Here is a 25,262-nt window from a genome sequence, read left to right on the forward strand (position 1 = left end):
GGCGCGCTCAGAGCTGCCAGGAGCCGATGTCGGCGTTGATGCCCTCGCCGCCCGGCTGCCCGTCGGCGCCGAGGGAGAACACGTCGATCTCGCCGTTTACGCCGGGATTCAGGTACTGGTAGGGCTTGCCCCAGGGGTCGTTGGGCAGGCGCTCCAGGTACGAGCGCCAGTTGCTCGCCGAGGCATCGGCAGGACGCTCCGCGAGCACCTTCAAGCCCTGCGCCTGGCTCGGATAGCGGCCCTGGTCGAGGCGGTAGAGCTTGAGCGCCTGCATCAGCCCGGAGATGTCCTGGCGCGCCGCGGTGGCACGGGCCTGGTCGGGACGGTCGAGCACCTTGGGCACCACCATCGCGGCGAGGATGCCGAGGATCACCACCACCACCATGATCTCGATCAGGGTGAAGCCCCGCTGTCCCCGATGTCCTTTCGGGCTGGAGCTGAACTGCACGACATCCATCTCGACACTCCTCGGCATGGTTCGATTCGCCGCGGATTGTTTCAGGAAGATATGTCAACGATATTGAAAATCCTCGGGTGCGCCGCTCTTCCGGCGGCGCCCGCAAAGCCCTGGAGCCGGGCTTTCCGGCAGGCGCCGGGGATGGCTCGCGGGAGCGCCCTCCCGAGCTTTTGTCAGGGATCGGTCAGATTTCCCGGCTAGCCTGGAGGTCCCCTTTCGCCGACCTTCCCGCGATGTCCACGCGCCTGTCTTCCCGCGGTTTCACCCTGATCGAAGTGCTGGTCGCGCTGGCCATCGTCGCCATCGCCCTGGCCGCGGCGATCCGCGCGGTGGGCCTGATGACCGACGGCAATGGTCTGTTGCGCGACAAGTCGCTGGCCCTGCTGGCAGCGGAGAGCCGGCTCGCCGAGCTACGCCTGGGCGTCGGCGCGGCTCCGGGAAACAGCGATTTCGAATGCTCCCAGGGCCGCCTGCGGTTGTACTGCGAACAACGCGTCGAGGCCACCGACGACCCCGCGCTACTGTGGGTGGAAATCCGTGTGCGCACGCAGCGCGAACAGGCGGTGCCGCTGGCGCGCCTGAACACCCTGCTGAGCCGCTCCCGGTGATCTCAACCGCGCTTGAGGGTAGCCAGCGGCGGCGGTTCGGCGAGCCGCTGCATGGCCACCCGGCGAACCTCGCCGTTCTGCTCGATGAGCACCGCGTCGGCCTCGATCCGCCGCACCTTCGCCGCACGTGCCAGGACCTCGCCCTCGCGATAGGCCTGGGCCGGCGCGCCGTTCACCGAGAGGATGGCGATCGCCGCGGGACCACCGCTGATCAATCCCGCCAGTTGCACCTCGACCTCACCGGAAGGCGCCGCGAACCAGCGTTGAGCGGCGTCCTCGCCGCTGGGCGGCGGAACGGCGGCGACCTCGGCCTGGACCACGCCGGGAATCGGCGCCAGCAACAGATAGCCCCAGAACAGCAGGCCGGCGAGGATCGCCAGCACGGCGGCGAACTGGACCAGGCGGGGCGGATCGATACGGGGCATGGCCGGCATGGCGGGGCTCTCCTGGCGTATGGGCGACGGGCGCCACGAACGGCGCCCCGGCACCAGCCTAGCGCAGAATTCTCTCCGTTATGTTTCACACGCCGATCATCTTCGTCGGGCACTCTGGAAGCCTCTCTCTTCGCGGAGCGGCATCCGGTGAGGCGACCCCGGCAAGGCGGTTTCACCCTGATCGAACTGATGGTGGTGCTGGTAATCGTCGGCATCGCCACGGCGGCCATCAGCCTGAGCGCCCGCCCCGACCCGACGGGTCTGCTGCGCCAGGATGCCGCGCGCCTGGCGCGGTTGCTGGAAATAGCCCAGGGCGAAGCGCGGGTACGCGGTACGCCGATCCTCTGGCAGCCCAGCGCCAAGGGCTATCGCTTCAGCCCGCAGGCCTATCGCGGCAAGACCGACGCCTTCGCCGCCGACACCGAATTGCGCGCGCGCGACTGGCAGGCCGCGCCGCTGCGGGTCAGCGTGCGCCCGCCGCGACCGGTGTTGCTGGACGCCGAATGGATCGGCGCGCCGTTGCGGATAACGCTCTCCGACGGCCAACACAGCGTCACCGTGCTGCGCGAGGCGAACGGCCATGTCCGGGTACACTGAACGCGCGACGACGCGGCGCCGGCAAGCCGGCTTCACCCTGATCGAGGTGATGGTCGCGATCATGCTCATGGCCATCGTCAGCCTGATGGCCTGGCGCGGCCTGGACAGCATCGCCCGGGCCAGCGCGCACCTGGAGGACAGCACCGAGCAGGGCGCCGCGCTACTGCGCGCGCTGAACCAGCTGGAGCGCGACATCGCCCTGCACAGCGCCATCCGGGAGGAGACCGGCCTGCCCATCGGCGACGAGCCGATCCGGGCCGGCGACAGCCTGCCGCCCGGACTCGCACTGAAGCGCCTGAGCGAGATTCCATTGCGCCTGGACATCGTCCGCGCCAGTACCGAGCCAGGCGCGCCGCTGCAGCGCGTGCGCTGGTGGCGACAGGGCAAGATCCTCTACCGCGCCGCCTCGCCCAGCGGCGACCGCCTGCCGTTGCCGCCGCTGGCGGAGCGGGTGGCTGTGCTGGACGACGTGAGTCGGTTCGAGATCCGTGCCTGGGTGCCGGGAAAGGGCTGGACGCGCCTGCCGGCACGCAGCAAAGTCCGCGCCAGCGGACTGGAGATCAGCCTGTCGCGGGTCACCCGCAACGGCGTGGAGCGCTATCGACGGGTGGTGGCCCTGCAATGAAGCGGTGGCTCAGCCGAGCAGCACCACCCCGCCCGGCAGGCGGGTGACCTCGATGCCATAGGCATCGCGGATCAGGGTCGCCACGTCGGCCAGTTGATCGAGGCTGAAACGGGCCTGGACCCGGCGTCGGCCAAGGGCCTTGTCCAGCAGCAGGAGCATGCCGGGACGGTAGCGGTTGATTTCGTCGATCACCGTGGCCAACGGTACGTCGTTGAACACCAGCATGCGCTCGCGCCAGGCCATCACCTCGGCAACGTCGAAAGGCACCGGCGGACCGTTGCGTCGCTCGTCGAAGGTCAGCTGCTGGCCGGCCTGGAGGTCCAGGCGCTGACCGAGGTGTTCGAGCCGCACGCTGCCCTCCAGGCAAGTCACCACGCAAACGTCACCGCTGCTGCGCACATTGAAGCGGGCCCGGCTGGCGCTCAGCCAGGCGCTCCCGGCCATCACCCGCAGGCTGCTCTGCGGCGGGTGGCTGGCGATGATCTCGGCCTCGCCGCCGAGCAGTTCGATGGTTTCCTGCTGCTCTTGATTGCGCCGCACGTTCAGGCGGGTGCGGGTGTTCATCTCGATCCGCGTCTCGCCGCTCACCTGCACCTGGCGTTGCTCGCCGACCGCCGTGACATAGTCGGCGCCGCCCAGGCCATGGTCGAGCAGCGACGGGCGCAAGACGAACAACGCCACCGAGGCGGCCAGCGCACCGCCGACGAACCAGCGACGACCGAAACGCCTCGGCGCGATCTGCGCCACGGCCGGCGGCTCCAGCGGCAGAGCGGCGGCACTGCCGAGTGCCTGCCAGAGATCGCGCGCCTCGACGAACGCTCGCAGGTGTTGCGGGCTGCGCGCACACCACTGGCGGAAGGCCCGCGCGTCGCCCTGGGTGACGCGTCCGGAGGTCAGGCTGATCACCCAGGCGTGCGCTTCGTGGCGAAGGTCGCCGGTTTCATCGGCGGCGGAGTCTGAGGCTGTCATGACTGTGCTGTACGGACACCGGAATGGCTCATGGGATGGATATGGCGGCGGTTTTCCACCTGCTTATGCTTATGACGGTTTTCCGGCCCCGGGACCGAACCTCTGGATGACTTTTCTTTCCAGGCGCTCCGCGCAGAACCACAGGGCGGCCTTGAGTTCCTTCTCCACGGTGCGGGTGGAAATGCCGAAGCGACGGGAGATTTCCGCATGCGGCGTCTCTTCCAGGCGTGAGGCGATGAGAATCTGCCGACGCCGCGCCGGCAGTTCGCAGAGCGCCTCCAGCAGGCGACGGATCTCGGCGTGACCGCCGACGATGCGCTCCGGGTCGAGGCCTTCGTCGGCCACCTGCAACAGCTCCGCCACCTCCTCCCCGGTGAGCAGGCGGGCGTCGCCCTCGCGGCGGTCGGCGGCAATGTTCAGGGCAATACGGAACAGGTAGGCCTGGGGCTTCTTGACCTCCAGGGCATCATCCAGCCGGTCGACTCTCAGGTAGGTTTCGTGCAGCACGTCGCACGCCAGGTCCTCGGAGCCCAGGCGCCGTTTCAGGCGCGCCTTGAAGTCGTCGTAGGAGGCGAGGAACAGCTTCACCATCGCGCTTTGCCGCGAATCGCTCATGACCCTCCCACTCCCTCCGTCAGCTTGCATTCCATGGCCTTGCCCGTCGTCTTCGGCAGCAACAGGATGGTCAGCGGCTGGGCCAGCGTAGCGGGCGTCGCCTGCATCACCCGCACGCCGCGCAGGCTTTCCACCAGGGCGCTGTCCCGCTGCGGGTCGCCGGTCGAACCGAGCAGGCGACTGTGGCGAACCTCGCCGAAGCGACCGATCCAGAGTTGCAGCACCGCGCGATAGGTACCCGGACGAGTGCGCGGCGAGCGGCACAACTGTTCTTCCAGCGCCGCCTGGACCGCTCCCGCGTAGCGCCGATCCAGCGGCTGCTCGACCTTCGGCATCTCTGCCGGCAGCGGCGCAGCGTTCCTGACGGCCTGCGCCGGCAGCAGGGTGAACGCTTCCTGGCTGGTGTAGCGCGCCATCAGGCCGGTTCCGCCGAGCAGTCGGGTCAGGGCGTCGCTGGCGGTGAAGCGCCCCTGCAAGCGGGCCGAGCGCCGTCCACGGGCCAGTTCGCCATCCACCAGAACCGCCATTCCCGTCACCCCGCTGTAGGTCACCAGCGCCGATGCCAGGCTCTGCGGAGGAATATCGAACGCGTGCACCGCCAGGCGCAACGGCGGCCTGCCGCCATCGCCCGGCACGGCGCCGGACGCCGGCAGCAGCATGCCGAGACCGAGCAACGACACTGCGCACGACCTTGCCACCCCGAGGATCGACATCAACGGATTCCAGTCCGAACTACCCGGTTCAGGCCAGATGGCCATCACCCAGGAGGGACATCCTGATGGCACTGTGTGACTGTGGTGTGACGGTACCTGCGGTGACATGTTTTCACCGATTGCCGTATAAGCGGGAAACCACCATCCCAGCGCGGGAGAATCGCCATGCACCGTTCATCGCAGGTTCTGCCGGCCCTGATCCTGGGCCTGGCCATGAACGCCACCCTGGCCGACGAGCCGACGCCGCCGGCGAACTGCATCAACACCGAGGTCAACGGCTACCAGGCTTTGTCCTATGAATGCCTGAGCCAGCAGATGGCCGATCCTGACAGCGCGGCCAGGGCCCGCCGCGAACAGGAGCTGGATTCCGCCGCCATCGTCCGGCGTCCGCCAAACCAGCTCGGCCTGTACAACCAATCGGCGACGCGCATTCGCCTGGGCACCTCGTTCGGCAACTCAGTGGAAGCGCAGCGGCCGCCTCGCTAAGGACCTCCGCAGGTCCGCGCTCCTGGCCGGCGGCGCAAGACAGAAAACCCCGGCAACCAGGCCGGGGCAATCGTCGTCGGCGAGGTTGGCCGCCGATCAAAGGACAAGGAACGCCCCTCAGGCGAAGGTACGCTCCAGCAGGTCGCCGAAACGATTGAAGGCATCGCTGGCGCCCTTGGCGGCCAGGCGCTCTTCCTCCTCGTTCAGCTCGATGCCGTCGAGGATCGCCACGAAGCTCTTCCAGCCTTGCGCGCGGCCGCCTTCCGGCTCGGCCAGATGGCGGGCGCCGAAGTTCTCGTCGAGTTCGAGCGCGGCGGCTTTTTTGAACAGGAACGCAGCGCCCAGCTTCGAACCTTCGGAAACGAACAGCCAGCCCAGTGCCTCGGCCAGGCTCAGGTCGGCCTCGCGCACGCTCTGGTCGCCCTCCGGCACCGGATGGCCGAGGTCCGCCAGGTCTGCACGAGCGGCGGCGTCGCGGGCGCGGGAAGCCAGGCCGGGGAACAGGCGGGCCAGCGCTTCGTTGCGATAAAGCGGCTCCAGGTCATGCTGGAAGAGGTACTGGGCGGCGACGAAGCGGGCGAAATTGTCCCGGCTGGCGAAGGGTTCCTTGCTCTTCACCAGGCTCTCCAGGCGCTGGTGCGGCTCGTTGGTCAGCAGGTTGAGGCGTTGCGAACGCAGGTTTTGCCGAGTGGATTCAGGGGCCAGGGTATCCATAGGGGAATTCCTTTCGAGGGACGGAACGCACTGGGCCGACATAGCCTGCCCAGGATCAATAACGATTCTCAATTATATTCGTTATTGAATCTCAATGTCACAGGAAAGGATGCCGACCGACTGCCATTGACCAGAAAAGGACTACAGCAAATACTGTATTTACATACAGTATTCGAGTTATTTCCTTGGCCTCCCTTTCATCCGTAGCCGACATCACCCCACCCGCAGCCGTCGCCGGACGAGGCAATGGCATAGCGCTGAGTGCGCTGCTCGACGCACGTAGGATCTGGAAAGGCCAGTCCGCCGTGCCGGCCGGCGCTTCCCTGCCCACCGGGCATGCGCGCCTGGACGCACTGCTACCCGGCGGCGGTTGGCCGGAGCATGCCCTGAGCGAAATCCTCCATGCCCGCGACGGTGTCGGCGAACTGCAACTACTGATGCCGACCCTCGCTCGCCTGACCCAGGCGCAACGTCGCGTCGTACTGGTCGGCGCACCCTACGTACCCTATCCGCAGGCCTGGCTGGCCGCCGCGGTCGACCTGCGCCACCTGGTCCTCTTGCAGGCCAGCGGACGCGACGCCTTGTGGGCTGCCGAACAGTGCCTGCGCTCGGGCAGTTGCGCCGCTGTGCTGTGTTGGCCGCAACAGGCCGACGACCGCGCCCTGCGCCGCCTCCAGGTTGCCGCCGAAAGCGGTCAGGCCCTGGGTTTCGCCTATCGTCCCCTGCGCGAAGCGGTCAACCCTTCGCCGGCAGCGCTACGCCTATGCATCGAAACCCGCCCCCCACGCCTGCGCATCCTCAAGTGCCGGGGCGGCCTCGCGCCGGCGACCGCCCTGCCAGCCAGCGCCTGGCAATGAGGCGGCCATGCTCTGGGCTTGCATTCTCCTGCCGCAACTGGCCATGGACAGCGCGCTGCGTCAACGGAGCAATCCCGACGCACCGCTGGCGCTGCTCGGCGGCCCAGTGCAGCGCCGGCAGTTGCAGGCGGTCAACCCAGCGGCACGCGCGCTCGGCCTGAAGCCCGGTCAATCGCTGATCGCCGCCCAGGCCCTGAGCCGGGACTTCGCCACGGCGGAATACGACCTCGCCGCCGTGGAGCGCTGGCAGGCCTTCCTCGCCGCCTGGGCCTACGGTTTCAGCTCGCAGGTCAGCCTGCACTATCCGCGCGCGCTGCTGCTGGAAGTGCAGTCCAGCCTTGCCCTGTTCGGCCCCTGGCCACGCTTCGAGGCCCGCTTGCGCAAGGAACTCACGGCGCTGGGCTTCCGCCATCGCCTGTGCCTGGCGCCGAACCCGGTGGCGGCGAGGGTCCTGGCGAACAGCCACGACGGCCTGGCCATCGAGGACGAGACAGCGCTGCAACGCCAGTTGTCCGCCCTTCCGCTGGACCGCCTGGGACTCTCGCGGGAGCTGGCCGTCGCCCTCGGACGCATGGGACTGCGCCATCTGCGCCAGGTCCTCGAGTTGCCGCGCGCCGCCCTGGCCCGTCGCTTCCCGGCCGAACTGCTGTTGCACATCGACCGCCTCTGCGGCCGCAGCCCACTGGCGCTGGAGCACTACCGGCCGCCGGACACCTTCGACCTGCGCATCGAACTCAATTTCGACGTGGAATCGCACCAGGCCCTGCTCTTCCCCCTGCGACGGCTGAGCGCCGATCTCGCCGCCTTTCTCGCCGGACGCGACAGCGGCGTGCAGCGCTTCACCCTGCATCTGGAGCATCACGGGCGCGCCGACAGCCAGGTCACGGTCGGCCTGCTCAGCGCCGAACGCGAGGCGGCCATGCTCTTCGAACTGACCCGCGGCCGTCTCGAACAGCTGCAACTGCCCGCCCCCGTGCATGCCGTGCGCCTGGAGGCCCGCGAGCTGCCTCCTTTCACGCCGCAGCACCGCGAACTGTTCGACGAGCGCCCACAGCAGTATCTCGGCTGGGAACAGCTGCGGGAACGCCTGCGCGCGCGGCTGGGCGACGAGGCGGTACAGGGCCTGAGCGCCGTCGCCGAACACCGTCCGGAGCGAAGCTGGCGGCCGCACAGCTGCGACAGGGCGCAATCGCCGGCAGCCTGCGGCCTCCGCCCCGGCTGGCTGCTGGCGGAGCCTCGCCCCCTCAGCGAGGCCTTGCCCACCGTGCTGGCCGGCCCGGAGCGGATCGAGTCGGGCTGGTGGGATGGCGAAGACATCCGCCGCGACTATTACCTGGTGGAAACCCGCAGCGGACAACGTGCCTGGGTCTATCGCGAGGTCGGCAGCGAAGGGCCGCTGTGGCTGCATGGCTGGTTCGCATGAGCGCCTACGCCGAACTGCATTGCCTGTCCAACTTCAGTTTCCAGCGCGGCGCCTCCAGCGCCGCGGAACTCTTCGCCCGTGCAGCGCGCCTGGGCTATCGGGCCCTGGCGATCACCGACGAATGCAGCCTGGCCGGTATCGTGCGGGCCTGGCAGGCGGCGCGGGAGCATCAGGTACAACTGATCGTCGGCAGCGAAATCCGCCTCGAACAGGGGCCCAAGCTGGTCCTCCTGGCGGAGGACCTGGAGGGCTACCAGAACCTCTGTCGCCTCATCACCCGCGGCCGGCGACAAGCCGACAAGGGCCACTACCGGCTGCTGCGCGAAGACCTGCAACAGCCGCTCGCCGGCCTGTTGGCGATCTGGTTGCCGAACGACCATGAGGACGAGCAGGTTGCCTGGCTCCGCGAACGCTTCCCCCAGCGCCTTTGGCTGGGCGTCGAGTTGCATCGCGGCGCCGATGACGATGCCCGCCTGGACAAACTGCTCGCGCTCGCCTCGCATCTCCGGTTACCGCCCGTGGCCTGCGGCGACGTCCACATGCACGCCCGCGGCAGGCGAGCCCTGCAGGACTGCATGACAGCGATCCGCAACCATCTGCCGGTCAGCGAGGCCGGCGCCTATCTCTTCCCCAACGGGGAACGCCACCTGCGTACCCTGGAGGCCCTGCAGGGTATCTACCCGCAAGCCCTGCTGGCGGAAACCCTGAAGATCGCCGAACGCTGCCGGTTCGATCTGGAACAGCTGAAATACCAGTATCCACGCGAATTGGTACCGGCCGGACACGACCCGGCGTCATGGCTCCGCCATCTCACCGAACAGGGCATCGCCAGGCGCTGGCCGAACGGCGCGAGCGCCAAGGTCCGCAAGCAGATCGAGAGAGAACTCGAGCTGATCGCCGAACTGGGCTATGAAAGCTATTTCCTCACCGTGCAGGACATCGTCGCCTTCGCCCGGGGCCGGGAAATCCTTTGCCAGGGCCGCGGCTCGGCGGCCAATTCAGCAGTGTGCTTCGCCCTCGGCATCACTGAGTTGGACCCGGACCGGACCAACCTGCTGTTCGAGCGCTTCCTTTCCCGCGAGCGCAACGAACCACCGGACATCGACGTGGATTTCGAACACGAGCGCCGCGAGGAGGTCATCCAGTACGTTTTCACACGCTACGGACGCCAGCGCGCGGCGCTGACCGCGGTGGTCAGCACCTACCACGGCGCCGGCGCGGTGCGCGACGTAGCCAAGGCCCTGGGTCTGCCGCCCGAGCAGGTCGACGTCCTGGCCAACTGCTGCGGCCGCTGGAGCGACCAGGCCCCCAGCGCCGAACGCCTGGAAGAGGCCGGCTTCGATCCGCAGAGTCCGATCCTGCGCCGGGTGCTGGCCCTGACCGGCGAGTTGATCGGTTTTCCGCGCCACCTCTCGCAGCACCCCGGCGGCTTCGTCATCTCCGAGCAGCCATTGGACACCCTGGTCCCGGTGGAGAATGCCAGCATGGCCGAACGCACGGTGATCCAGTGGGACAAGGACGATCTCGACGCGGTCGGCCTGCTCAAGGTCGACGTCCTCGCCCTGGGCATGCTCAGCGCCCTGCGCCGCAGCTTCGACCTGATCCACGCGCTGCGCGGCGGCAAGCGGTTGAGCATCGCCAGTATCCCGAGCGAAGACCCGGCCACCTACGAAATGATCAGCCGCGCCGATACCATCGGTGTGTTCCAGATCGAATCGCGCGCACAGATGGCCATGCTGCCACGCCTGCGCCCGCAGAAGTTCTACGACCTGGTGATCCAGGTCGCCATCGTCCGGCCAGGGCCGATCCAGGGCGACATGGTGCATCCTTACCTGCGCCGGCGAAACGGTGAAGAGCCGGTGGCCTATCCATCGGCCGAACTGGAGAAGGTCTTCGAACGTACCCTGGGCGTCCCGTTGTTCCAGGAACAGGTCATGGAACTGGCGATCGTCGCCGCCGACTACACGCCGGGCGAGGCGGACGAACTGCGTCGTTCGATGGCCGCCTGGAAGCGTCATGGCGGCCTGGAACACCACCGCGAGCGGCTGACCCGGGGCATGCTCGCCAACGGCTACGAGGCCGACTTCGCAGCGCGCATCTTCGAGCAGATCAAAGGCTTCGGCAGCTACGGTTTCCCTGAATCCCACGCTGCCAGCTTCGCCCTGCTCACCTACGCCAGCAGTTGGCTGAAACGTCACGAGCCGGCGGCCTTCGCCTGCGCCTTGATCAACAGTTGGCCGATGGGCTTCTACAGCCCCGACCAGTTGCTCCAGGACGCCCGCCGCCACGCCCTGCAGACACGCCCGGTGGATGTCCGCCACAGCGGTTGGGATTGCAGCCTGGAGCCGTTCGGCCAGGCGCAACCGGCCATACGCCTTGGCCTGCGGATGATCCGAGGCTTTCGCGAGGAGGATGCCAGGCGTATCGAGCAGGTCCGGGAGGCCGAGCCGTTCCTCGACGTGCACGATCTCGGCCGACGCGCCAGGCTCGACGCCCGGGCCCTGGAGTTGCTGGCCGATGCCGGCGCCCTGCGCGGTCTCGCCGGACACCGGCACAAGGCGCGCTGGGCCGTCGCCAGCGTCGAGCCGCAATTGCCGCTGTTCGCCGAAGGGACCGTCATCGAAGAGAGCACGGTCAGCCTGCCACTGCCTTCGCGCGGCGAGGAACTGCTGAACGATTACGCTCTCCTCGGCACCACCCTCGGCCCGCATCCGCTGAAACTCTTGCGTGGACAGCTCAAGGCCCGCCGCTGCCGCGACTCCCGCGAACTGGCGAAACTGGGACATGGGCGACCGATACGGGTCGCCGGCCTGGTGGTCGGCCGGCAGCGCCCACAGACCGCCAGCGGCATCACCTTCATCACCCTGGAAGACGAGTTCGGCATGGTCAACGTGGTGGTCCGACACGACCTTGCCGAACGGCAGAGGCGGCCATTCCTCGAGTCCCGGCTGCTGCAGGTGGAGGGCATCCTGGAGTCCTCCGGCGAGGTGCGCCACGTCATCGCCGGGCGCCTGCATGACCTGAGCCCTCTACTCACCGGCCTGGACGTCCGCAGCCGGGATTTCCATTGAGACAAAGAAAAAGGCAGCTCGAGAGACGAGCTGCCTTGGGATGGCCAACAGGGATGGCCACGAAGGGGGGAGCGCTCAAGATACTGTTTATTCATACAGTAAATCAAGCGATTCCCTTCATCGGAAGCCACCTTTTGTCTTTCTCCTCGAAGCGAGGCTCTAACTCGCGGATCGGGATCGGTACGGCGAACGCAAGAGCGCCAGCGCCATGCGGATCCGCCCGGACTCTCGCTACGCTAGACGCGAAAGAGGACATGCCAGGAGGGGTTCGGCAAGGTGAACAGGAAGCACGCCTTTTTCCGCGCGCAAAAGCAAAACCCCTGGTCATCGCTCCTGGGAGAGAATCCGTAAATCCTTGATTTTCAAGCATTTACTCTTCGTCGTCGCCGGGAGTGGTGCGCATTATAGGGAGATAGAAACTGGCGTCAACACTTATTTGAACTTTTATTACGAAACACCGGGACGAGTTCGAAGCCTGGGTAGGCGGCGAGCGATCGAGGGTAGCCGCAGCAGCATGAGCGACGCACCAGCCACAGCGTACAGGGTCCACTCCTCCAGGTCTGCCCGCACCACCCAGAGCATGTGCAGCAAGCCGAGCCCAAGGATCAGGTAGACTAGGCGATGCAGCTTCTTCCAGCGACTACCGAGCTTGCGCATGGCGAAGCGGTTGGAAGTAATCGCCAACAGGAACAGGCAGACGAATCCAAGCATTCCCACGATGATGTAGGGACGCTTGCTCAATTCGATGCCCAACTGCCCCCAGTCCAACCCCAGGATGAACACGCAGTAAGCGCTCATGTGCAGCAGCACATAGGTGAAGCACCACAACCCCAACTGGCGACGCACGGCAATCCAGCCCGGCCAGCCGCTCAGCTTCTGCAGTGGCGTCATCGCCAGGGTGAGTAGCAGCAATACCAAGGCGCCCAGCCCCAGTCGATCGACCAGGGTCTTGCCCGGGTCAGGTCCGAGGGCAAAGATCCAGGCTTGGTAGAACCACCAGGCCGGCACCGCCAGCGCCCCCAGGAATACCGCAAGGCGCAGATACCAGTAGCGCATCAGTAGTACTTCCTCAGATCCATGCCGCTATAAAGGGAAGCGACCTCGCTCCCGTAGCCATTGAACATCTGCGTATCCCGTACATTGGGGCTGAACAACCCACTGGGCAGGCGCCGCTCGCGGGCCTGGGACCACCGAGGGTGGTCGACCTGCGGATTGACGTTGGCATAGAACCCGTACTCGTTGGCGGCAATGCTTTCCCAGGTGGTCTTCGGCTGCTCGCGGACCAGACTGATACGCACGATGGACTTGATGCTCTTGAAGCCATACTTCCACGGCACCACCAGGCGCAACGGCGCGCCATTCTGGTTGGGCAACAGCCGCCCGTACATGCCCACCGCCAGAATTGCCAGGGGATGCATCGCCTCGTCCATGCGCAAGCCTTCCATATAAGGCCAGTCGATCACCGAGAAACCGGAGCGTTGGCCGACCATCTGTTCCGGACGCCGCAGGGTTTCGAAACGGACGAACTTCGCCTGCCCATTGGGTTCGACCCGCTTGAGCAGGTCCGCCAGGGGAAAGCCCAGCCAAGGGATCACCATCGACCAGGCTTCCACGCAGCGCAGCCGATAGATGCGCTCTTCCAGTTGGTAGGGTTTGACGAAATCCTCGAGGGCATAGGTACCCGGCTTGCCGACCTCGCCGTCGATCACCACCGACCAGGGCTCGGTCCTCAGGGCCGAGGCGTTTTCCGACGGGTCGCCCTTGTTCGGCCCGAACTCGTAGAAATTGTTGTAGTGGGTGGCGTCCTTGAATGGCGTGATCGCCTCCCCCTGGACATCCACCGCCTGCCAGCGGGTCTGCGGTAGCTTTTCGGCGAACCAGCCCGGCGCCTGCACCGGCTCGACGCCGGCATAGCGCTGTTCGTCGGCAAAGCCCAGGCGCGGCAGGCCGCTGGCCAGCGCCAATCCGGCGAAGGAAGCACCGAGCAGACGCCGACGGGACAGATAGAGGGTTTCGGACATGACTTCCGACTCGGAACAGTCGGAACGGGAGGGAATCTTGATCAGCATGACGGGCTCCGCAATGACCAGCTTTGTGCCAGTAGACTACGGAGCCCGTTGGAAATTACATCAGCTCGGCTGCTTCCGGCGACGCAGCTGCAGCAGGTATTGCACAGGACCGGAGGCCGCGTAGGCAAGGAACAGCAACAGGAGGATGCGCGGCGGGTCGGTAAAGACCACGGCGAAGGCCAGCACCACGATAAGGATCGCCACGAACGGCACCCGGCCGCGCAGGTCGAGATCCTTGAAGCTGTGGTACTTGATGTTGCTGACCATCAGCACACCGGCGGCGGCGACCAGCAGGGCGACGAGGAAGGCAACCTTGGCGCCCTGGATCTCGAAATCGCTGAACGCCCATACCGTGCCCGCCACCAGCGCCGCGGCGGCCGGACTGGCCAGGCCGATGAAATAGCGCTTGTCGGCCTTGCCGACCTGGGTGTTGAAACGAGCCAGACGCAGGGCGGCGCCCGCAACGTAGATGAAGGCGACCATCCAGCCGACCTTGCCGAGGCTGCCAAGCGCCCATTCGAAGGCGACCAGCGCCGGCGCCACACCGAAGGCGACCATGTCGGACAGCGAGTCATACTCGGCGCCGAAGGCGCTCTGGGTGTTGGTCAGGCGAGCCACGCGGCCGTCCAGTCCATCGAGGACCATGGCCACGAAGATAGCGATGGCGGCGTTGGCGAACTGGCCGCTCATGCCATTGATGATGGCGTAGAAGCCGGAAAACAGGGCCGCCGTGGTGAACAGGTTGGGTAGCAGGTAGATACCGCGGTGACGAACCTTCCGCCCTTCGGCGTCGTGCCCTTCTTCTATATGTTCGTCGATGGGCAGCAGGCTTTCTTCGTCGGAGGCCTTGTTCGGCTCCTCGGGACGTTCACTCATGGACAATTCCTTGGGAACTGATGGGGTACGAATATGCCGACAGCACTTCTGACTAGGAAGACAACTCCGCCGGCCCAGGCTTTATACCAGATCGCCAGGCAAGAACGAAAAAACGCGGCCGGGGCCGCGTTTTTTCGTCTGTCGCCGGAGCCGCTTAGTTCTTGCTCTTGTCGACGATCTTGTTGGCTGCGATCCACGGCATCATCGCGCGCAGCTTCTCGCCGATCTGCTCGATCGGGTGAGCGGCGTTGTTGCGGCGGTAGGCAGTCATCGACGGGTAGTTGGCCGCACCTTCGATAATGAACATTTTCGCGTACTCGCCGTCCTGGATGCGCTTCAGGGCGTTGCGCATGGCAGCACGGGACTCGGCGTTGATCACCTCCGGACCGGTTACGTACTCACCGTATTCGGCGTTGTTGGAGATGGAGTAGTTCATGTTGGCGATGCCGCCTTCGTACATCAGGTCGACGATCAGCTTCAGCTCGTGCAGGCACTCGAAGTAGGCCATTTCCGGCGCGTAACCGGCTTCGACCAGGGTTTCGAAACCGGCCTTGACCAGCTCGACGCAACCACCGCAGAGAACGGCCTGCTCACCGAACAGGTCGGTTTCGGTCTCGTCCTTGAAGGTGGTTTCGATGATACCGGTACGACCGCCGCCGACGCCGCAGGCGTAGGACAGGGCGACGTTCTTGGCGTTGCCGGAAGCGTCCTGGTAGATGGCGATCAGGTCAGGGATGCCACCGCCCTTGACGAACTCGGAACGCACGGTGTGACCCGGGGCCTTCGGCGCGATCATGATCACGTCGAGGTCGGCGCGCGGGACGACCTGGTTGTAGTGGATGGAGAAGCCGTGAGCGAAGGCCAGGGTGGCGCCCTTCTTCAGGTTCGGCTCGATCTCTTCCTTGTACAGGCGGCCCTGGAACTCGTCCGGGGTGAGGATCATGACCACGTCGGCTGCGGCGACGGCGGTCTTCACGTCGGCAACCTTCAGACCGTGCGCTTCGGCCTTGGCCACGGTGGCGGAGCCGCTACGCAGGCCCACGGTGACGTCGACGCCGGAGTCCTTCAGGTTGCAGGCATGGGCGTGGCCCTGGGAGCCGTAGCCGATGATGGCAACTTTCTTGCCCTGGATGATCGAGAGGTCACAATCTTTATCGTAGAAAACGCGCATGGGAATTCCCCTTCAGTAAGGCCTCGCGGGCCTGCTTTCAGTTCAGATGCTCAGAGTCTTGTCGCCACGGGCGATGCCGGTGACGCCACTGCGGACCACTTCCAGGATCGACGCGGTGCCGATGGCCTGGATGAAGCTGTCCAGTTTGTCGCTGGTACCCGCCAGTTGCACGGTATAGACGCTACTGGTGACGTCGACGATCTGCCCACGGAAGATATCGGTGGTGCGCTTGACCTCGGCGCGCTGGGCGCCCGTGGCCTTGACCTTCACCAGCATCAGCTCGCGCTCGATATGAGCGCTTTCCGACAGGTCCACCAGCTTGACCACTTCGATCAGCTTGTTGAGGTTCTTGGTGATCTGCTCGATCACCTCATCGTGCCCCACGGTGGTCAGCGTCAGACGCGACAGGGTCGGGTCCTCGGTCGGCGCCACGGTCAGGCTTTCGATGTTGTAGTTGCGTTGGGAGAACAGGCCGACCACGCGGGACAATGCGCCTGGCTCGTTTTCCAGCAGCAGGGAAATGATGTGTCGCATGATCAGGTACGCTCCGTCTTGCTCAGCCACATGTCGCGCATCGCGCCGTCACGGATCTGCATCGGATAGACGTGTTCGCTGGCGTCCACCTGGATGTCGAGGAAGACCAGGCGATTCTTCATGGCGAACGCCTCCTCCATCTTCGGCTTCAGATCCTTCAGGTCGGTGATGCGCATGCCGACATGCCCGTAGGCTTCGGCAAGCTTGACGAAGTCCGGCAGGGATTCCATGTAGGAATGCGAATAACGGCTGTTGTACTGCATGTCCTGCCACTGGCGGACCATGCCCAGGGCACCATTGTTCAGGTTGACGATCTTCACCGGCAGGTCGTACTGCAGGCAGGTAGACAGTTCCTGGATATTCATCTGGATACTGCCCTCGCCGGTCACGCAGGCGACATCGTCGTCCGGGAAGTTGAGCTTGATGCCCATCGCCGCCGGGAAGCCGAAGCCCATGGTGCCGAGACCGCCGGAGTTGATCCAGCGATTGGGCTTGTTGAACTTGTAGTACTGCGAGGCGAACATCTGGTGCTGACCGACATCGGAGGTGATGAAGGCATCGCCATGGGTAACCTCGTAGAGCGTCTCGATGACGGTCTGCGGCTTGATGATGCTGCCGTCGCCCTTGTCGTACGGGAACAACCCACGGTTACCACGCCATTCGTCGATCTGCTTCCACCAGGCAGCCTGGGCATCCTGGTTCGGGGTCTCGCCGATTTCCCTGACGATCGCGACCATTTCGGTGAGAACGCTGTCCACCGGGCCGACGATCGGGATGTCGGCCTTGATGGTCTTAGAAATCGACGCCGGATCGATGTCGATGTGGATGATCTTGGCGTTCGGGCAGAACTTCGCCGCGCCGTTGATGACCCGGTCGTCGAAACGCGCTCCGACCGCGAGGATCACGTCGCTGTGATGCATCGCCAGGTTGGCGGTGAAGCTGCCGTGCATCCCGAGCATGCCGAGGAACTGGCGGTCCGCGCCGGGATACCCGCCGAGGCCCATCAGGGTGTTGGTCACCGGCAGGTTGAGCATCTGCGCCAGCTCGGTCAGCGGCGCCGCGGCATTGCCCATGATCACGCCGCCGCCGGAATAGACCACCGGGCGCTTGGCGGCCAGGAGCATCTCGGCGGCCTTGCGGATCTGTCCCGAGTGACCGCGAACGGCCGGGCTGTACGAACGCAACTTGACCTTCTTCGGATAGGAATATTCGAACTTCTGCGTCGGGTCGCCCATGTCCTTCGGAATATCCACGACCACCGGCCCCGGACGACCGGACTGCGCCAGGTAAAAGGCCTTCTTGATCACCTCGGGAATTTCCGAGGGATGCTTGATGATGAAGCTGTGCTTCACGATCGGCCGGGAGATCCCGACCATGTCGGTTTCCTGGAACGCGTCGGTACCGACCATGTTGCTCGGCACCTGGCCCGACAGGATCACCATCGGGATGGAGTCCATGTATGCGGTGGCGATACCGGTGATGGCGTTGGTCGCGCCCGGGCCGGAAGTCACCAGCACGACACCGGGCTTGCCGGTGGCGCGGGCGTAGCCGTCGGCCATATGGGTAGCCGCCTGTTCGTGGCGCACCAGGATGTGGGTCACGTCGTGCTCCTTGAAGAGCGCGTCGTAGATATGCAGGAGGGCACCACCCGGGTACCCATAGATGTACTTAACGCCTTCGTCGCGCAACGAGCGGACGACCATTTCAGCGCCAGATAAAAGCTCCACGTTTTCACCTCTAGAACGCTATACGGCCACCCAGGGGCGGGCGACCGAAATTCGGTTGGCTGCCCGGCAGAGCATGGGTGACGGTAGTCACCGGCTACGTCAACTGCCGATTGAGCAAACTTGGAAGGGCGCCTGGTGTTACGGAGCTCTTCCACCCAGCGCGAGGTAACGCGAAGCAGGGTGTAACTTTCGGCGCGGGTAGGCACCTCATGGTCTGCCGGAGAGGGGACTGGGTTGCAGACGGCCCGCTACAGCGAGCTTGGATTCTTCGCATTCGTCGAACGCAAGTCAAGCTTTATTCTGAAAATTATCAAAAAAAATTCCAAGGAAGCTGCCATACCCTTCTATAAAAAAGCTGATCAATGACCAAAAACAGATTTTATGGCTAGAAAATTCCGATTTAGAGCAAACTTTTCCAAAATGCCCATGATTCCCGCGAGGACTTGCCACGGCGAGGCCCTCTCCGGCGGCGGTTGTGATGCCGTGCAGCATGCCGCGCTGGCGGATTTGGTTATAGTTAGCCGCAGTTAGCGCATTCCAAGGACTCCGCATGCGACGCATGATCCTCCCGGCCAGCTTGTTGCTCGCCCTCTCCTCTTTCGCCATGGCCGCCCCGATCTACAAATGGGTCGACGCCGAGGGCGTCACCCACTTCGGCGCACAACCGCCGCAAGGTGCGCAAGCGACCACGGTGAATACCCAGACCGCCCCGCCGCCGGACAACTTCCCCCTGCCCCCCTCGACCCCGGCACCGACCATCCAGCAGAAACCGGCCGATCCCGAGCAGAAGGCGATCGACGACAAGGTGAAGCAGCAAGTGGCGAAGGAAGAGGCCGAGCGCAAGCAGTTCTGCGAAGAGACCCGCAACAACCTCGCGCAACTGAAGAACAACCCGCGCGTAAGGGTCGACGAAGGCAAGGGCGAACTCCGTCGCCTCGGCGAGGAAGAACGCCAGGAGCGAATCGCCAAGGCCGAAAAGGCGATCCAGGAGAATTGCCGCTGAGGCGAACACAGCCCCGTCCCGCAGCATGGGGCTGACCCGGCTCTCCGCCTTGCTTGAAGCAAAGAAAAACCCGGCCTGTAGCCGGGTTTTTCTTTACTGCCGAAGCTTCATGACGGCCCGCCGATCAGCCGGTCGAACTCGCCAAGCGCCGCCAGCAGGCCGGCGACTTCCTCGCCACGCTGCGCATAGGCCACCTCGGCCATGGCCAGGATACCCGAGGCCTGCGGCAAGGCGCTGTCGCTTTCGAGAATCAGCTTCATCCGTGGCAGGAAGATCCATTGCAGCCATTGCTCGAGCGCCAGCGTATCCACGCAGAACGGCTCAGGGCTGGCCAGCGCTTCCGGGGCGGGGCGGCTTTCGCTCCACCAGCCGAGCGCACGCAACTCACGCTCGATCAGCAACAACTGGTCGGCCAGCGCATAGACCCGTCGATCCATCAGGAGCTGACCTTGGCCTTCTGCCGGGCCAGCGCAGCGCCGGCGGAGTCTCCCTGCTTCTCCCGAGCCTGGGCGATCAGTTCCCAGAGCCCGGCCTGCAAGGCCGGCCGGCCATTGGCGTAGCTCAAGCCACGGCGCGCGACCTGCTCGGCCTGGGCCGCATCGCCCTGGGCCAGGCGCACCTGGGCCAGGCGATAGAGCACCTGCGGCTCGCGCGGAGCGATGCGCTGGGCTCGCTCGAGGCTGGCGGCGGCGCTGTTCAGGTCGCCGCTGCCCTGCTGTTGCTGGGCGGTTGTGAGCATCGCCAGGACCGGCCCGTCCAACTGCTCGTCGGCCGCCAGGCTGCCGGCCGAGCCGGAGGCCGGAATGCCGGTGGGCGCGGAACGACTGGCGCCGCTGGGCGGCATGTTGTAGCTGCCACCCAGCGGTGGCGTGGAGGCGCTGCTGGGCGGAGCCTGGTACTGGGTGCCGGTGCCGAGCGGAGCGCTGCTGATCGGCGCGGCGCCGGACTGCGCCGGGAAAGTCTGGATCGGTGCGGAATTGGCGCCCTGCGGCACCATCACCACCACACCGGAGTCGCCGCCCTGGGGAATGCCCTGGGTGGCGGCGCCTTGCTGGGTACGCGGTACCTGGGTACGGGTGATGCGGAAACCGCCGCTTTCCTGGTTGGACACCGGAGTACCGGAATCCACCACCGGGATCGCCCCGTGCTGCGGGCTGGCGCAGCCCGCGAGCACGGCACTGCCGGCAAGCGCGGCGAATACGAAAATCTTCTTCACGTCAGGTCCTCTCGGATCAATTCAGCCAGCCACGTACCCAGTCCATTACCTCGCCGGCGGGGTTCTGGCTCCCGCAGCCTGGGCCCTGGGCGGGCTCGCTGCCACGAATATAGGGCATCTGTACGGCATTCGGGCAATCCGCCGCCGAGCCCTGCCCGGTCTGCGCGTCGACCCAGGCCATCACCACGTTCTCCGGCATCGGCATTTCCAGCGATTGCGGATGCGCCTTGCGCATGAAGCTGGCCCACACCTGCAAGGCACCGGTGGCGCCGGTAAGCGGCGTCTTGCCGTTGTCGTCGCGACCGAGCCAGACCACAGCCTGGAGGTCGCCGCCGAAACCGGAGAACCAGCTATCGCGCGAGTCGTTGCTGGTGCCGGTCTTGCCGGCGAGGGTCAGCGACGACGGTAATTGACTGTACACCGAACGCCCGGTGCCTTCGCGCATGACCCGCTGCATGGCGTTCTGCACCAGGTAGACGGCGCCCGAGTCGAAGCGCTGCTCGACCTGGAACGGATAGCGCTTGAGCGGCTGGCCGTCGGCAGTGAGGACGCTGCGGATCCCCCGCAACGGCGTGTTGAAGCCGCCGCTGGCGATGGTCTGGTACATGGTGGCGACCTCCATCGGACTGAGCGAACCGGCGCCCAGCAGCATCGACGGATAGGCCGGCCAGTCACGGTTGATGCCCAGCCGGGCGACGGTCTGCAGCACGTTGGGCACACCGACGTCGAGGCCGAGCTTGGCGGTGGACAGGTTGTAGGAGTTTGCCAGGCCCTGGTACAGGAAGATCGTGCCATGCGAGCGCCGGTCGTAGTTCTGCGGTCGCCAGACCTGGCCGTCCTGGCCTTTCACCGCGAAGGGCTCGTCCTGCACCCAGGTGGTCAGGGTGTACTTGCTCGGCCGCTCGAGAGCGGTCAGGTAGACCGCCGGCTTGATCAGCGAACCGATCGGCCGCACCGCGTCCAGGGCCCGGTTGAAGCCGGCGAAGCGCGGGTCGCGACTGCCGATCAGGGCCTGGATCTCGCCGGTTTCCGGATTGGTCACGACCATCGCCGCCTCGACCTGGTCGACTCCCTTGCGCCCACTGAGGCGCTTGAGCGTTTCGTTGACGGAGGTCTCGGCCTTCTCCTGCAGGATCGGATCGAAGCTGGTGAAGATGCGCAGCCCTTCCTCGGTCAGGTCCTCGTCGCGGTAGTCCTGGCGCAACTGGCGCTTGACCAGGTCGAGGAAGGCCGGATAGGAGCTGTCGGCCATGCTGCCCTGCCGGGTAACGCCGAGCGGGCGCTGCTTGGCGGCGTCGACTTCCTGCTGGGTCGCCACGCCCTGCTCGGCGAGCACGTCGAGCACCAGGTTGCGCCGCGCCAGCGCACGATCCGGGTAACGCCGCGGGTTGAAGTAGGACGGTCCCTTGACCATGCCGACCAGCAGCGCCACCTGGTCGAGCTTGAGCTCGGCCAGCGGCTGGCTGAAGAAATACTGGCTGGCCAGGCCGAAGCCATGGATCGCTCGTTGCCCATCCTGGCCGAGGAACACCTCGTTGAGATAGGACTCGAGGATGTCGCGCTTGTCGTAGTGCAGTTCCAGCAGCACCGCCATCATCGCTTCGTTGATCTTGCGGCTCAGGCTGCGCTCATTGCTCAGGAAGAAGTTCTTCACCAACTGCTGGGTCAGGGTGCTGCCGCCCTGGCGCAGCTGGCCGGCCGTGGTGTTGACCCACACCGCCCGGGCCACGGATTTCAGCGACACGCCATGGTGGTTCCAGAAGTCGCGATCCTCGACCGCGACCAGGGTGTCGATCAGGTAGGTCGGCACCTGGTCGAGCTTGACCAGGATACGATCCTCATGGTGCGCCGGATACAAGCCGCCGATCAGCAGCGGCTCAAGGCGCGCCACCGCCAGTTCCTTGCCGTTGGCCTGGCTCAGCCCGCTGACATAGTTGCCGTTGAAGCGCACGCGCACGCGCTGGGCCGGTTCCGCGCCTTCGTAGAACTGGAAGCCACGGGTATTGAGTTCGACCGCGCTGGCCGCCACCGATACGGTTCCAGGGCCGCTCACGCTGGGCTCGCGACGGTAGCCGAGGGCGTCGAGTTCGCGCAGGAAGTCTTCCCTGCTCAGCTTCAGGCCGTTGAACAGCTCCAGCGGGCGGGCATAGACCTTCGCCGGGATGGTCCAGCGCCGGCCGGAGAATTTCTCCTGCACCACGGCATCGAGATAGATGGCGAAGCCGGCGAGGAGCACCAGGCCGACGAGGCCGAGCTTGAGGGCCCAGCCGAGCCATTTGTTCAGGCCGGGTGCCGGGCGTGCTTTGCTGTTACGGGAACGGGGGGATCGGGGACGCGTCATGGCGGCGCATTATACGTACTTTATCCACAGCGGACAGACACCGCATCGGCGGCATCCACGGTCTGCGCGGCCCCGGTGGATAGGCGCGGCGGCAGCGCGGCGCATTCGACCGGCGATCCGGCAAATGGTTGCTATCCGCCAGCGAGGTTTGCACTGTCACCCCTTCCCGCCATAATGCGGGTTTTCGCATATTTCAGAGGCAAGGATATCCCGTGAGCCAGACCCTGATCGCCGCCCTGCAGAACCCGGCCCTCTACCCCCACCCGGTGGAGCGCTTCGAGGTCATCGAGACGCATATCTCCTGGGTCCTGTTGACCGGTCCCTACGCCTACAAGATCAAGAAGCCGATGGATTTCGGCTTTCTCGATTTCACCAGCCTGGACAAGCGCCGTTTCTATTGCAACGAAGAGCTGCGCCTGAACCAGCGCCTCACCGACGATCTCTACCTGGAGGTCCTGCCGATCACCGGCAGCGAAGAAGCGCCGCGGATCGGCGGCGACGGCGAGGCAATCGAATACCTGCTGAAGATGCGCCAGTTCCCGCAGGACAACCTGCTGGCGGCAATCCAGGGCCGCGGCGAACTGTCCAACCAGCATATCGACGAACTGGCCGAGCAGATCGCGCACTTCCACCAGAACACTCCGAAGGTGCCGCTGGAGCACCCGCTGGGCACCGCCGAGTCCTGCATGGCGCCGGTGCGGCAGAATTTCGAGCAGGTTCGCCCGCTGCTCAAGGACAAGGCCGACCTGCAACAGCTGGATGCCCTCGAAGCCTGGGCGGAAAGCAGCTTCGAACGCCTGCTGCCGGTGCTCCAGGAGCGCAAGGCGAAGGGCTTCATCCGCGAATGCCACGGCGACATCCACCTGGGCAACGCCGCGCTGATCGACGGCAGGGTAGTGCTGTTCGACTGCATCGAATTCAACGAGCCGTTCCGTTTCACCGATGTCTGCGCCGACTTCGCCTTCCTCGCGATGGACCTGGAAGATCGCGGCCTGAAGTGCCACGCTCGACGCTTCGTCAGCCTCTATCTGGAACACACCGGCGACTACCAGGCCCTGGAACTGCTGAACTTCTACAAGGCCTACCGCGCCATGGTCCGCGCCAAGGTCGCGCTGTTCAGCCTCGGCTACCAGACCGATGCCGTGCAGCGCGCGGCGACCCTGCGCCAGTACCGCAACTACGCCAACCTGGCGGAAAGCTACAGCGCCATTCCCTCGCGCTTCCTGGCGGTCACCCATGGTGTCTCCGCGGTCGGCAAGAGCCAGGTGGCCATGCGTCTGGTGGAGGCTCTGGGCGCCGTGCGCCTGCGCTCGGATATCGAACGCAAGCGTCTGTTCGGCGAGCAGCCGGAACACGACAGGGGCCAGTTCGCCGCCGGCATCTATAGCAGCCAGGCCAGCGAAGCGACCTATGCGCACCTTCACCAGTTGGCCGCGAAGATCCTCCAGGCCGGCTATCCGGTGGTGATCGACGCCGCCTACCTGAAGCAGAATCAGCGCCAGGCCGCTTGCCACATCGCGGAAGAAACCGGCGTGCCGTTCCTGATCCTCGACTGCCAGGCGCCCGAAGCGGTGATCGCCGGCTGGCTTGCGCAACGCCAGGCGGAAGGCAAGGACCCGTCCGACGCGACTCTCGACGTGATCCGCACCCAGCAGGCTACCCGCGAGCCGCTGACAGCGGCGGAGACGGTCCAGAGCAAGCGCGTCGACACCCACGACGCGGCCAGCCTCGACGGGCTGGTCGACGGCATTCGCCAGCGCCTGCCCGGTCTCTGAACGAACTGCCATGCCGCCCGCCCCTCCAGGGCGGGCGCCGTGCCGCTGCTCTTCTATACTCACGGCGAGCCTTCTGCGCAGGACGCCGCCCATGAACTCGCCCCGTCAGCTCGACTCGCCGCTCTACCAACTGCTCCACGCCGAAGACATCGAAGGCTTCAACCGACAGAAGCCGGCCGACGGCTGGATCGACCTGGCCGGCGGCGACTTCCGCGGCCTCGACCTGCGTCTGCTGGATGCCGCCCGCGTCGACTTCAGCGATGCCTATTTCCGCGGCGCCGACCTGCGCGGCGTGGATCTGCGCGAGGCGCGCCTGGAGGGCGCCAGCCTGGCCCATGCGCAGATATCCGGTACGTATTTCCCGTTGCGCCTGGCGCCGGACGAGATCCGCATGTCGGTGAACTTCGGCACCCGCCTGCGCTACCTGCCGGAGCCCTGAGAAGCGGAAGGACCACGCCAGGCCACGTTTTGCCGGGAGGCCGCTACACTTCTGGCAGGTACCCGGCCGGCTGAGGATCGGTCCCGGACCGCCTACGCCGGATCGTAAGGGCGAAGGCCGCTCGCGTCGGCCATCTCGCTCCATCGCGCCGGCCCTGTCGGCTCCGGACCGGTTCCAGGCAGTTCCGCGCCATCACGCTTCTGAGCGGCATCGCAAGGACCGACGATGAACGACGAACTGCTGAATCTGAAAAACCTCGGGAAAACCTCGACCCAATGGTTGCATGCCGTGGGTATCCACAGCGCCACCGATCTGCGTCGGCTCGGCTCGGTGGGAGCCTATCGCGCGGTCCGCGCGCGCGGCTTCCGAGCCTCGAAAGTCTTGCTCTATGCCATCGAAGGCGCACTCCTCGACGTTCACTGGAACGAGCTGTCCCCAGACCACAAGGCCGCACTGCTCGGCGAGCTGGAGACTTTCCCCGTGCGAAACAAGAGCTAGCTCACACCTGCCACGGGAAGATATTTACTCCCCCCCGGGCGCCC

General features: G+C 65.7%; 27 protein-coding genes. 11 read left to right on the forward strand and 16 right to left on the reverse strand.

Annotated features, from left to right (window positions below):
- Positions 1 to 7: 7 nt before the first annotated feature.
- The gene (gene gspG, locus M6E97_RS20350; protein WP_003085349.1) at positions 8 to 457 is read right to left on the reverse strand and encodes a type II secretion system major pseudopilin GspG; all 450 of its coding nucleotides are present in this window, start codon (positions 455 to 457) and stop codon (positions 8 to 10) included.
- Between the two features lie 233 nt (positions 458 to 690).
- Here gspG and gspI point away from each other — a divergent pair, with 233 nt between their 5' ends.
- Positions 691 to 1,065: a type II secretion system minor pseudopilin GspI gene (gene gspI / locus M6E97_RS20355; RefSeq protein WP_003085347.1), complete on the forward strand. Its 375-nt coding sequence runs from the start codon at positions 691 to 693 to the stop codon at positions 1,063 to 1,065.
- A 2-nt stretch (positions 1,066 to 1,067) separates the two neighbouring features.
- Here the strand turns inward: gspI and M6E97_RS20360 are convergent, their stop codons facing one another.
- The gene (locus M6E97_RS20360; RefSeq protein ID WP_004364205.1) at positions 1,068 to 1,499 is read right to left on the reverse strand and encodes a type II secretion system protein N; all 432 of its coding nucleotides are present in this window, start codon (positions 1,497 to 1,499) and stop codon (positions 1,068 to 1,070) included.
- 147 nt (positions 1,500 to 1,646) lie between these two features.
- Here M6E97_RS20360 and gspH point away from each other — a divergent pair, with 147 nt between their 5' ends.
- Together gspH and M6E97_RS20370 are read left to right on the forward strand one after the other, a co-directional pair.
- Positions 1,647 to 2,096: a type II secretion system minor pseudopilin GspH gene (gspH, locus tag M6E97_RS20365; protein ID WP_003111910.1), complete on the forward strand. Its 450-nt coding sequence runs from the start codon at positions 1,647 to 1,649 to the stop codon at positions 2,094 to 2,096.
- On the forward strand, positions 2,080 to 2,721 hold the full coding sequence (locus M6E97_RS20370; protein WP_003085334.1) for a PulJ/GspJ family protein: 642 nt from the start codon (positions 2,080 to 2,082) through the stop codon (positions 2,719 to 2,721). The genes gspH and M6E97_RS20370 overlap by 17 nt, the downstream gene beginning before the upstream one ends.
- Positions 2,722 to 2,730: 9 nt before the next feature.
- On the opposite strand, the gene vreR is transcribed toward M6E97_RS20370, so the two are convergent.
- The 3 genes from vreR to vreA all read right to left on the reverse strand — a co-directional run bounded on the left by vreR (position 2,731) and on the right by vreA (position 5,018).
- On the reverse strand, positions 2,731 to 3,690 hold the full coding sequence (gene vreR / locus M6E97_RS20375; RefSeq protein ID WP_003106396.1) for an anti-sigma factor VreR: 960 nt from the start codon (positions 3,688 to 3,690) through the stop codon (positions 2,731 to 2,733).
- 69 nt (positions 3,691 to 3,759) lie between these two features.
- Positions 3,760 to 4,305 carry an RNA polymerase sigma factor VreI gene (gene vreI, locus M6E97_RS20380; protein ID WP_003085329.1) on the reverse strand — a complete coding sequence of 182 codons (546 nt, stop codon included), beginning with the start codon at positions 4,303 to 4,305 and terminating at the stop codon, positions 3,760 to 3,762.
- Positions 4,302 to 5,018 (reverse strand): TonB-dependent outer membrane receptor VreA, encoded by a 717-nt coding sequence (gene vreA / locus M6E97_RS20385; RefSeq protein WP_003120815.1) that lies wholly within the window; start codon positions 5,016 to 5,018, stop codon positions 4,302 to 4,304. Before vreA ends, vreI begins: the two co-directional genes overlap by 4 nt.
- A gap of 165 nt (positions 5,019 to 5,183) precedes the next feature.
- Between vreA and M6E97_RS20390 the strand changes: the two genes are divergently transcribed.
- Positions 5,184 to 5,504: a hypothetical protein gene (locus M6E97_RS20390; protein WP_003116538.1), complete on the forward strand. Its 321-nt coding sequence runs from the start codon at positions 5,184 to 5,186 to the stop codon at positions 5,502 to 5,504.
- 117 nt (positions 5,505 to 5,621) lie between these two features.
- Here M6E97_RS20390 and pigA read toward each other — a convergent pair whose 3' ends face one another.
- Positions 5,622 to 6,218, reverse strand: a complete 597-nt coding sequence (pigA, locus tag M6E97_RS20395) for a biliverdin-producing heme oxygenase PigA (protein WP_003160831.1) — start codon at positions 6,216 to 6,218, stop codon at positions 5,622 to 5,624.
- Between the two features lie 251 nt (positions 6,219 to 6,469).
- On the opposite strand from pigA, the gene imuA reads away from it, so the two are divergent.
- The 3 genes from imuA to dnaE2 are packed head-to-tail and all read left to right on the forward strand — an operon-like array spanning position 6,470 to position 11,569.
- A complete protein-coding gene (gene imuA, locus M6E97_RS20400; protein ID WP_031627677.1) occupies positions 6,470 to 7,075 on the forward strand; it encodes a translesion DNA synthesis-associated protein ImuA in 606 nt (201 codons plus the stop codon).
- Positions 7,076 to 7,082: 7 nt separating this feature from the next.
- A complete protein-coding gene (locus M6E97_RS20405) occupies positions 7,083 to 8,498 on the forward strand; it encodes a Y-family DNA polymerase (protein WP_033939038.1) in 1,416 nt (471 codons plus the stop codon).
- The gene (gene dnaE2, locus M6E97_RS20410; protein ID WP_079385789.1) at positions 8,474 to 11,569 is read left to right on the forward strand and encodes an error-prone DNA polymerase; all 3,096 of its coding nucleotides are present in this window, start codon (positions 8,474 to 8,476) and stop codon (positions 11,567 to 11,569) included. The genes M6E97_RS20405 and dnaE2 overlap by 25 nt, the downstream gene beginning before the upstream one ends.
- A 447-nt stretch (positions 11,570 to 12,016) precedes the next feature.
- Here the strand turns inward: dnaE2 and msrQ are convergent, their stop codons facing one another.
- The 7 genes from msrQ to M6E97_RS20445 form a co-directional block, all read right to left on the reverse strand.
- Positions 12,017 to 12,625: a protein-methionine-sulfoxide reductase heme-binding subunit MsrQ gene (gene msrQ, locus M6E97_RS20415; protein WP_034005304.1), complete on the reverse strand. Its 609-nt coding sequence runs from the start codon at positions 12,623 to 12,625 to the stop codon at positions 12,017 to 12,019.
- On the reverse strand, positions 12,625 to 13,638 hold the full coding sequence (gene msrP / locus M6E97_RS20420) for a protein-methionine-sulfoxide reductase catalytic subunit MsrP (RefSeq protein ID WP_034005302.1): 1,014 nt from the start codon (positions 13,636 to 13,638) through the stop codon (positions 12,625 to 12,627). Before msrP ends, msrQ begins: the two co-directional genes overlap by 1 nt.
- A gap of 60 nt (positions 13,639 to 13,698) precedes the next feature.
- The gene (pssA, locus tag M6E97_RS20425; protein WP_003095061.1) at positions 13,699 to 14,514 is read right to left on the reverse strand and encodes a CDP-diacylglycerol--serine O-phosphatidyltransferase; all 816 of its coding nucleotides are present in this window, start codon (positions 14,512 to 14,514) and stop codon (positions 13,699 to 13,701) included.
- Positions 14,515 to 14,668: 154 nt separating this feature from the next.
- Entirely contained in the window at positions 14,669 to 15,685 is a 1,017-nt protein-coding gene (ilvC, locus tag M6E97_RS20430; RefSeq protein WP_033990312.1) for a ketol-acid reductoisomerase, read from the reverse strand.
- 42 nt (positions 15,686 to 15,727) lie between these two features.
- Positions 15,728 to 16,219, reverse strand: coding sequence for an acetolactate synthase small subunit (gene ilvN / locus M6E97_RS20435; protein WP_003095069.1), 492 nt, complete (start codon positions 16,217 to 16,219; stop codon positions 15,728 to 15,730).
- Positions 16,220 to 16,221: 2 nt separating this feature from the next.
- Positions 16,222 to 17,946, reverse strand: a complete 1,725-nt coding sequence (locus M6E97_RS20440; protein ID WP_003095071.1) for an acetolactate synthase 3 large subunit — start codon at positions 17,944 to 17,946, stop codon at positions 16,222 to 16,224.
- Between the two features lie 288 nt (positions 17,947 to 18,234).
- Entirely contained in the window at positions 18,235 to 18,507 is a 273-nt protein-coding gene (locus M6E97_RS20445; protein WP_153274512.1) for a hypothetical protein, read from the reverse strand.
- Between M6E97_RS20445 and M6E97_RS20450 the strand changes: the two genes are divergently transcribed.
- The gene (locus M6E97_RS20450) at positions 18,497 to 18,949 is read left to right on the forward strand and encodes a DUF4124 domain-containing protein (RefSeq protein ID WP_003095076.1); all 453 of its coding nucleotides are present in this window, start codon (positions 18,497 to 18,499) and stop codon (positions 18,947 to 18,949) included. The two genes, M6E97_RS20445 and M6E97_RS20450, sit on opposite strands and share 11 nt — an antisense overlap.
- Positions 18,950 to 19,056: 107 nt before the next feature.
- Here M6E97_RS20450 and M6E97_RS20455 read toward each other — a convergent pair whose 3' ends face one another.
- Genes M6E97_RS20455 through mrcB form a run of 3 tightly spaced genes read right to left on the reverse strand, consistent with a single transcriptional unit; the run spans position 19,057 to position 22,506 of the window.
- Positions 19,057 to 19,386, reverse strand: coding sequence for a YqcC family protein (locus M6E97_RS20455; RefSeq protein ID WP_003123490.1), 330 nt, complete (start codon positions 19,384 to 19,386; stop codon positions 19,057 to 19,059).
- A complete protein-coding gene (lpoP, locus tag M6E97_RS20460) occupies positions 19,386 to 20,165 on the reverse strand; it encodes a penicillin-binding protein activator LpoP (protein WP_003095080.1) in 780 nt (259 codons plus the stop codon). Before lpoP ends, M6E97_RS20455 begins: the two co-directional genes overlap by 1 nt.
- Before the next feature lie 16 nt (positions 20,166 to 20,181).
- Entirely contained in the window at positions 20,182 to 22,506 is a 2,325-nt protein-coding gene (gene mrcB, locus M6E97_RS20465) for a penicillin-binding protein 1B (protein ID WP_003111352.1), read from the reverse strand.
- A gap of 212 nt (positions 22,507 to 22,718) precedes the next feature.
- On the opposite strand from mrcB, the gene M6E97_RS20470 reads away from it, so the two are divergent.
- From M6E97_RS20470 to M6E97_RS20480, 3 genes are all read left to right on the forward strand, one after another.
- On the forward strand, positions 22,719 to 24,281 hold the full coding sequence (locus M6E97_RS20470; protein ID WP_003095088.1) for a bifunctional aminoglycoside phosphotransferase/ATP-binding protein: 1,563 nt from the start codon (positions 22,719 to 22,721) through the stop codon (positions 24,279 to 24,281).
- 91 nt (positions 24,282 to 24,372) lie between these two features.
- Positions 24,373 to 24,720: a pentapeptide repeat-containing protein gene (locus M6E97_RS20475; protein WP_003095090.1), complete on the forward strand. Its 348-nt coding sequence runs from the start codon at positions 24,373 to 24,375 to the stop codon at positions 24,718 to 24,720.
- Between the two features lie 225 nt (positions 24,721 to 24,945).
- The gene (locus M6E97_RS20480) at positions 24,946 to 25,218 is read left to right on the forward strand and encodes a TfoX/Sxy family protein (RefSeq protein ID WP_003095094.1); all 273 of its coding nucleotides are present in this window, start codon (positions 24,946 to 24,948) and stop codon (positions 25,216 to 25,218) included.
- The last annotated feature ends 44 nt before the right edge of the window (positions 25,219 to 25,262 follow it).

This window comes from Pseudomonas sp. B111 (assembly GCF_026428275.1).
GTDB lineage: Bacteria > Pseudomonadota > Gammaproteobacteria > Pseudomonadales > Pseudomonadaceae > Pseudomonas > Pseudomonas aeruginosa.

Bases quoted from the DNA above. Each gene is read 5' to 3' on its own strand.
- M6E97_RS20455 (WP_003123490.1), bottom strand. From the start codon at position 19,386: ATGGATCGACGGGTCTATGCGCTGGCCGACCAGTTGTTGCTGATCGAG.
- M6E97_RS20370 (WP_003085334.1), top strand. From the start codon at position 2,080: ATGTCCGGGTACACTGAACGCGCGACGACGCGGCGCCGGCAAGCCGGC.
- M6E97_RS20405 (WP_033939038.1), top strand. From the start codon at position 7,083: ATGCTCTGGGCTTGCATTCTCCTGCCGCAACTGGCCATGGACAGCGCG.
- vreI (WP_003085329.1), bottom strand. From the start codon at position 4,305: ATGAGCGATTCGCGGCAAAGCGCGATGGTGAAGCTGTTCCTCGCCTCC.
- vreR (WP_003106396.1), bottom strand. From the start codon at position 3,690: ATGACAGCCTCAGACTCCGCCGCCGATGAAACCGGCGACCTTCGCCAC.
- ilvC (WP_033990312.1), bottom strand. From the start codon at position 15,685: ATGCGCGTTTTCTACGATAAAGATTGTGACCTCTCGATCATCCAGGGC.
- M6E97_RS20360 (WP_004364205.1), bottom strand. From the start codon at position 1,499: ATGCCGGCCATGCCCCGTATCGATCCGCCCCGCCTGGTCCAGTTCGCC.
- ilvN (WP_003095069.1), bottom strand. From the start codon at position 16,219: ATGCGACACATCATTTCCCTGCTGCTGGAAAACGAGCCAGGCGCATTG.
- M6E97_RS20390 (WP_003116538.1), top strand. From the start codon at position 5,184: ATGCACCGTTCATCGCAGGTTCTGCCGGCCCTGATCCTGGGCCTGGCC.
- gspI (WP_003085347.1), top strand. From the start codon at position 691: ATGTCCACGCGCCTGTCTTCCCGCGGTTTCACCCTGATCGAAGTGCTG.
- M6E97_RS20475 (WP_003095090.1), top strand. From the start codon at position 24,373: ATGAACTCGCCCCGTCAGCTCGACTCGCCGCTCTACCAACTGCTCCAC.
- gspG (WP_003085349.1), bottom strand. From the start codon at position 457: ATGGATGTCGTGCAGTTCAGCTCCAGCCCGAAAGGACATCGGGGACAG.
- pssA (WP_003095061.1), bottom strand. From the start codon at position 14,514: ATGAGTGAACGTCCCGAGGAGCCGAACAAGGCCTCCGACGAAGAAAGC.
- M6E97_RS20450 (WP_003095076.1), top strand. From the start codon at position 18,497: ATGCGACGCATGATCCTCCCGGCCAGCTTGTTGCTCGCCCTCTCCTCT.
- msrP (WP_034005302.1), bottom strand. From the start codon at position 13,638: ATGCTGATCAAGATTCCCTCCCGTTCCGACTGTTCCGAGTCGGAAGTC.
- pigA (WP_003160831.1), bottom strand. From the start codon at position 6,218: ATGGATACCCTGGCCCCTGAATCCACTCGGCAAAACCTGCGTTCGCAA.
- mrcB (WP_003111352.1), bottom strand. From the start codon at position 22,506: ATGACGCGTCCCCGATCCCCCCGTTCCCGTAACAGCAAAGCACGCCCG.
- M6E97_RS20480 (WP_003095094.1), top strand. From the start codon at position 24,946: ATGAACGACGAACTGCTGAATCTGAAAAACCTCGGGAAAACCTCGACC.
- msrQ (WP_034005304.1), bottom strand. From the start codon at position 12,625: ATGCGCTACTGGTATCTGCGCCTTGCGGTATTCCTGGGGGCGCTGGCG.
- vreA (WP_003120815.1), bottom strand. From the start codon at position 5,018: ATGTCGATCCTCGGGGTGGCAAGGTCGTGCGCAGTGTCGTTGCTCGGT.
- M6E97_RS20445 (WP_153274512.1), bottom strand. From the start codon at position 18,507: ATGCGTCGCATGCGGAGTCCTTGGAATGCGCTAACTGCGGCTAACTAT.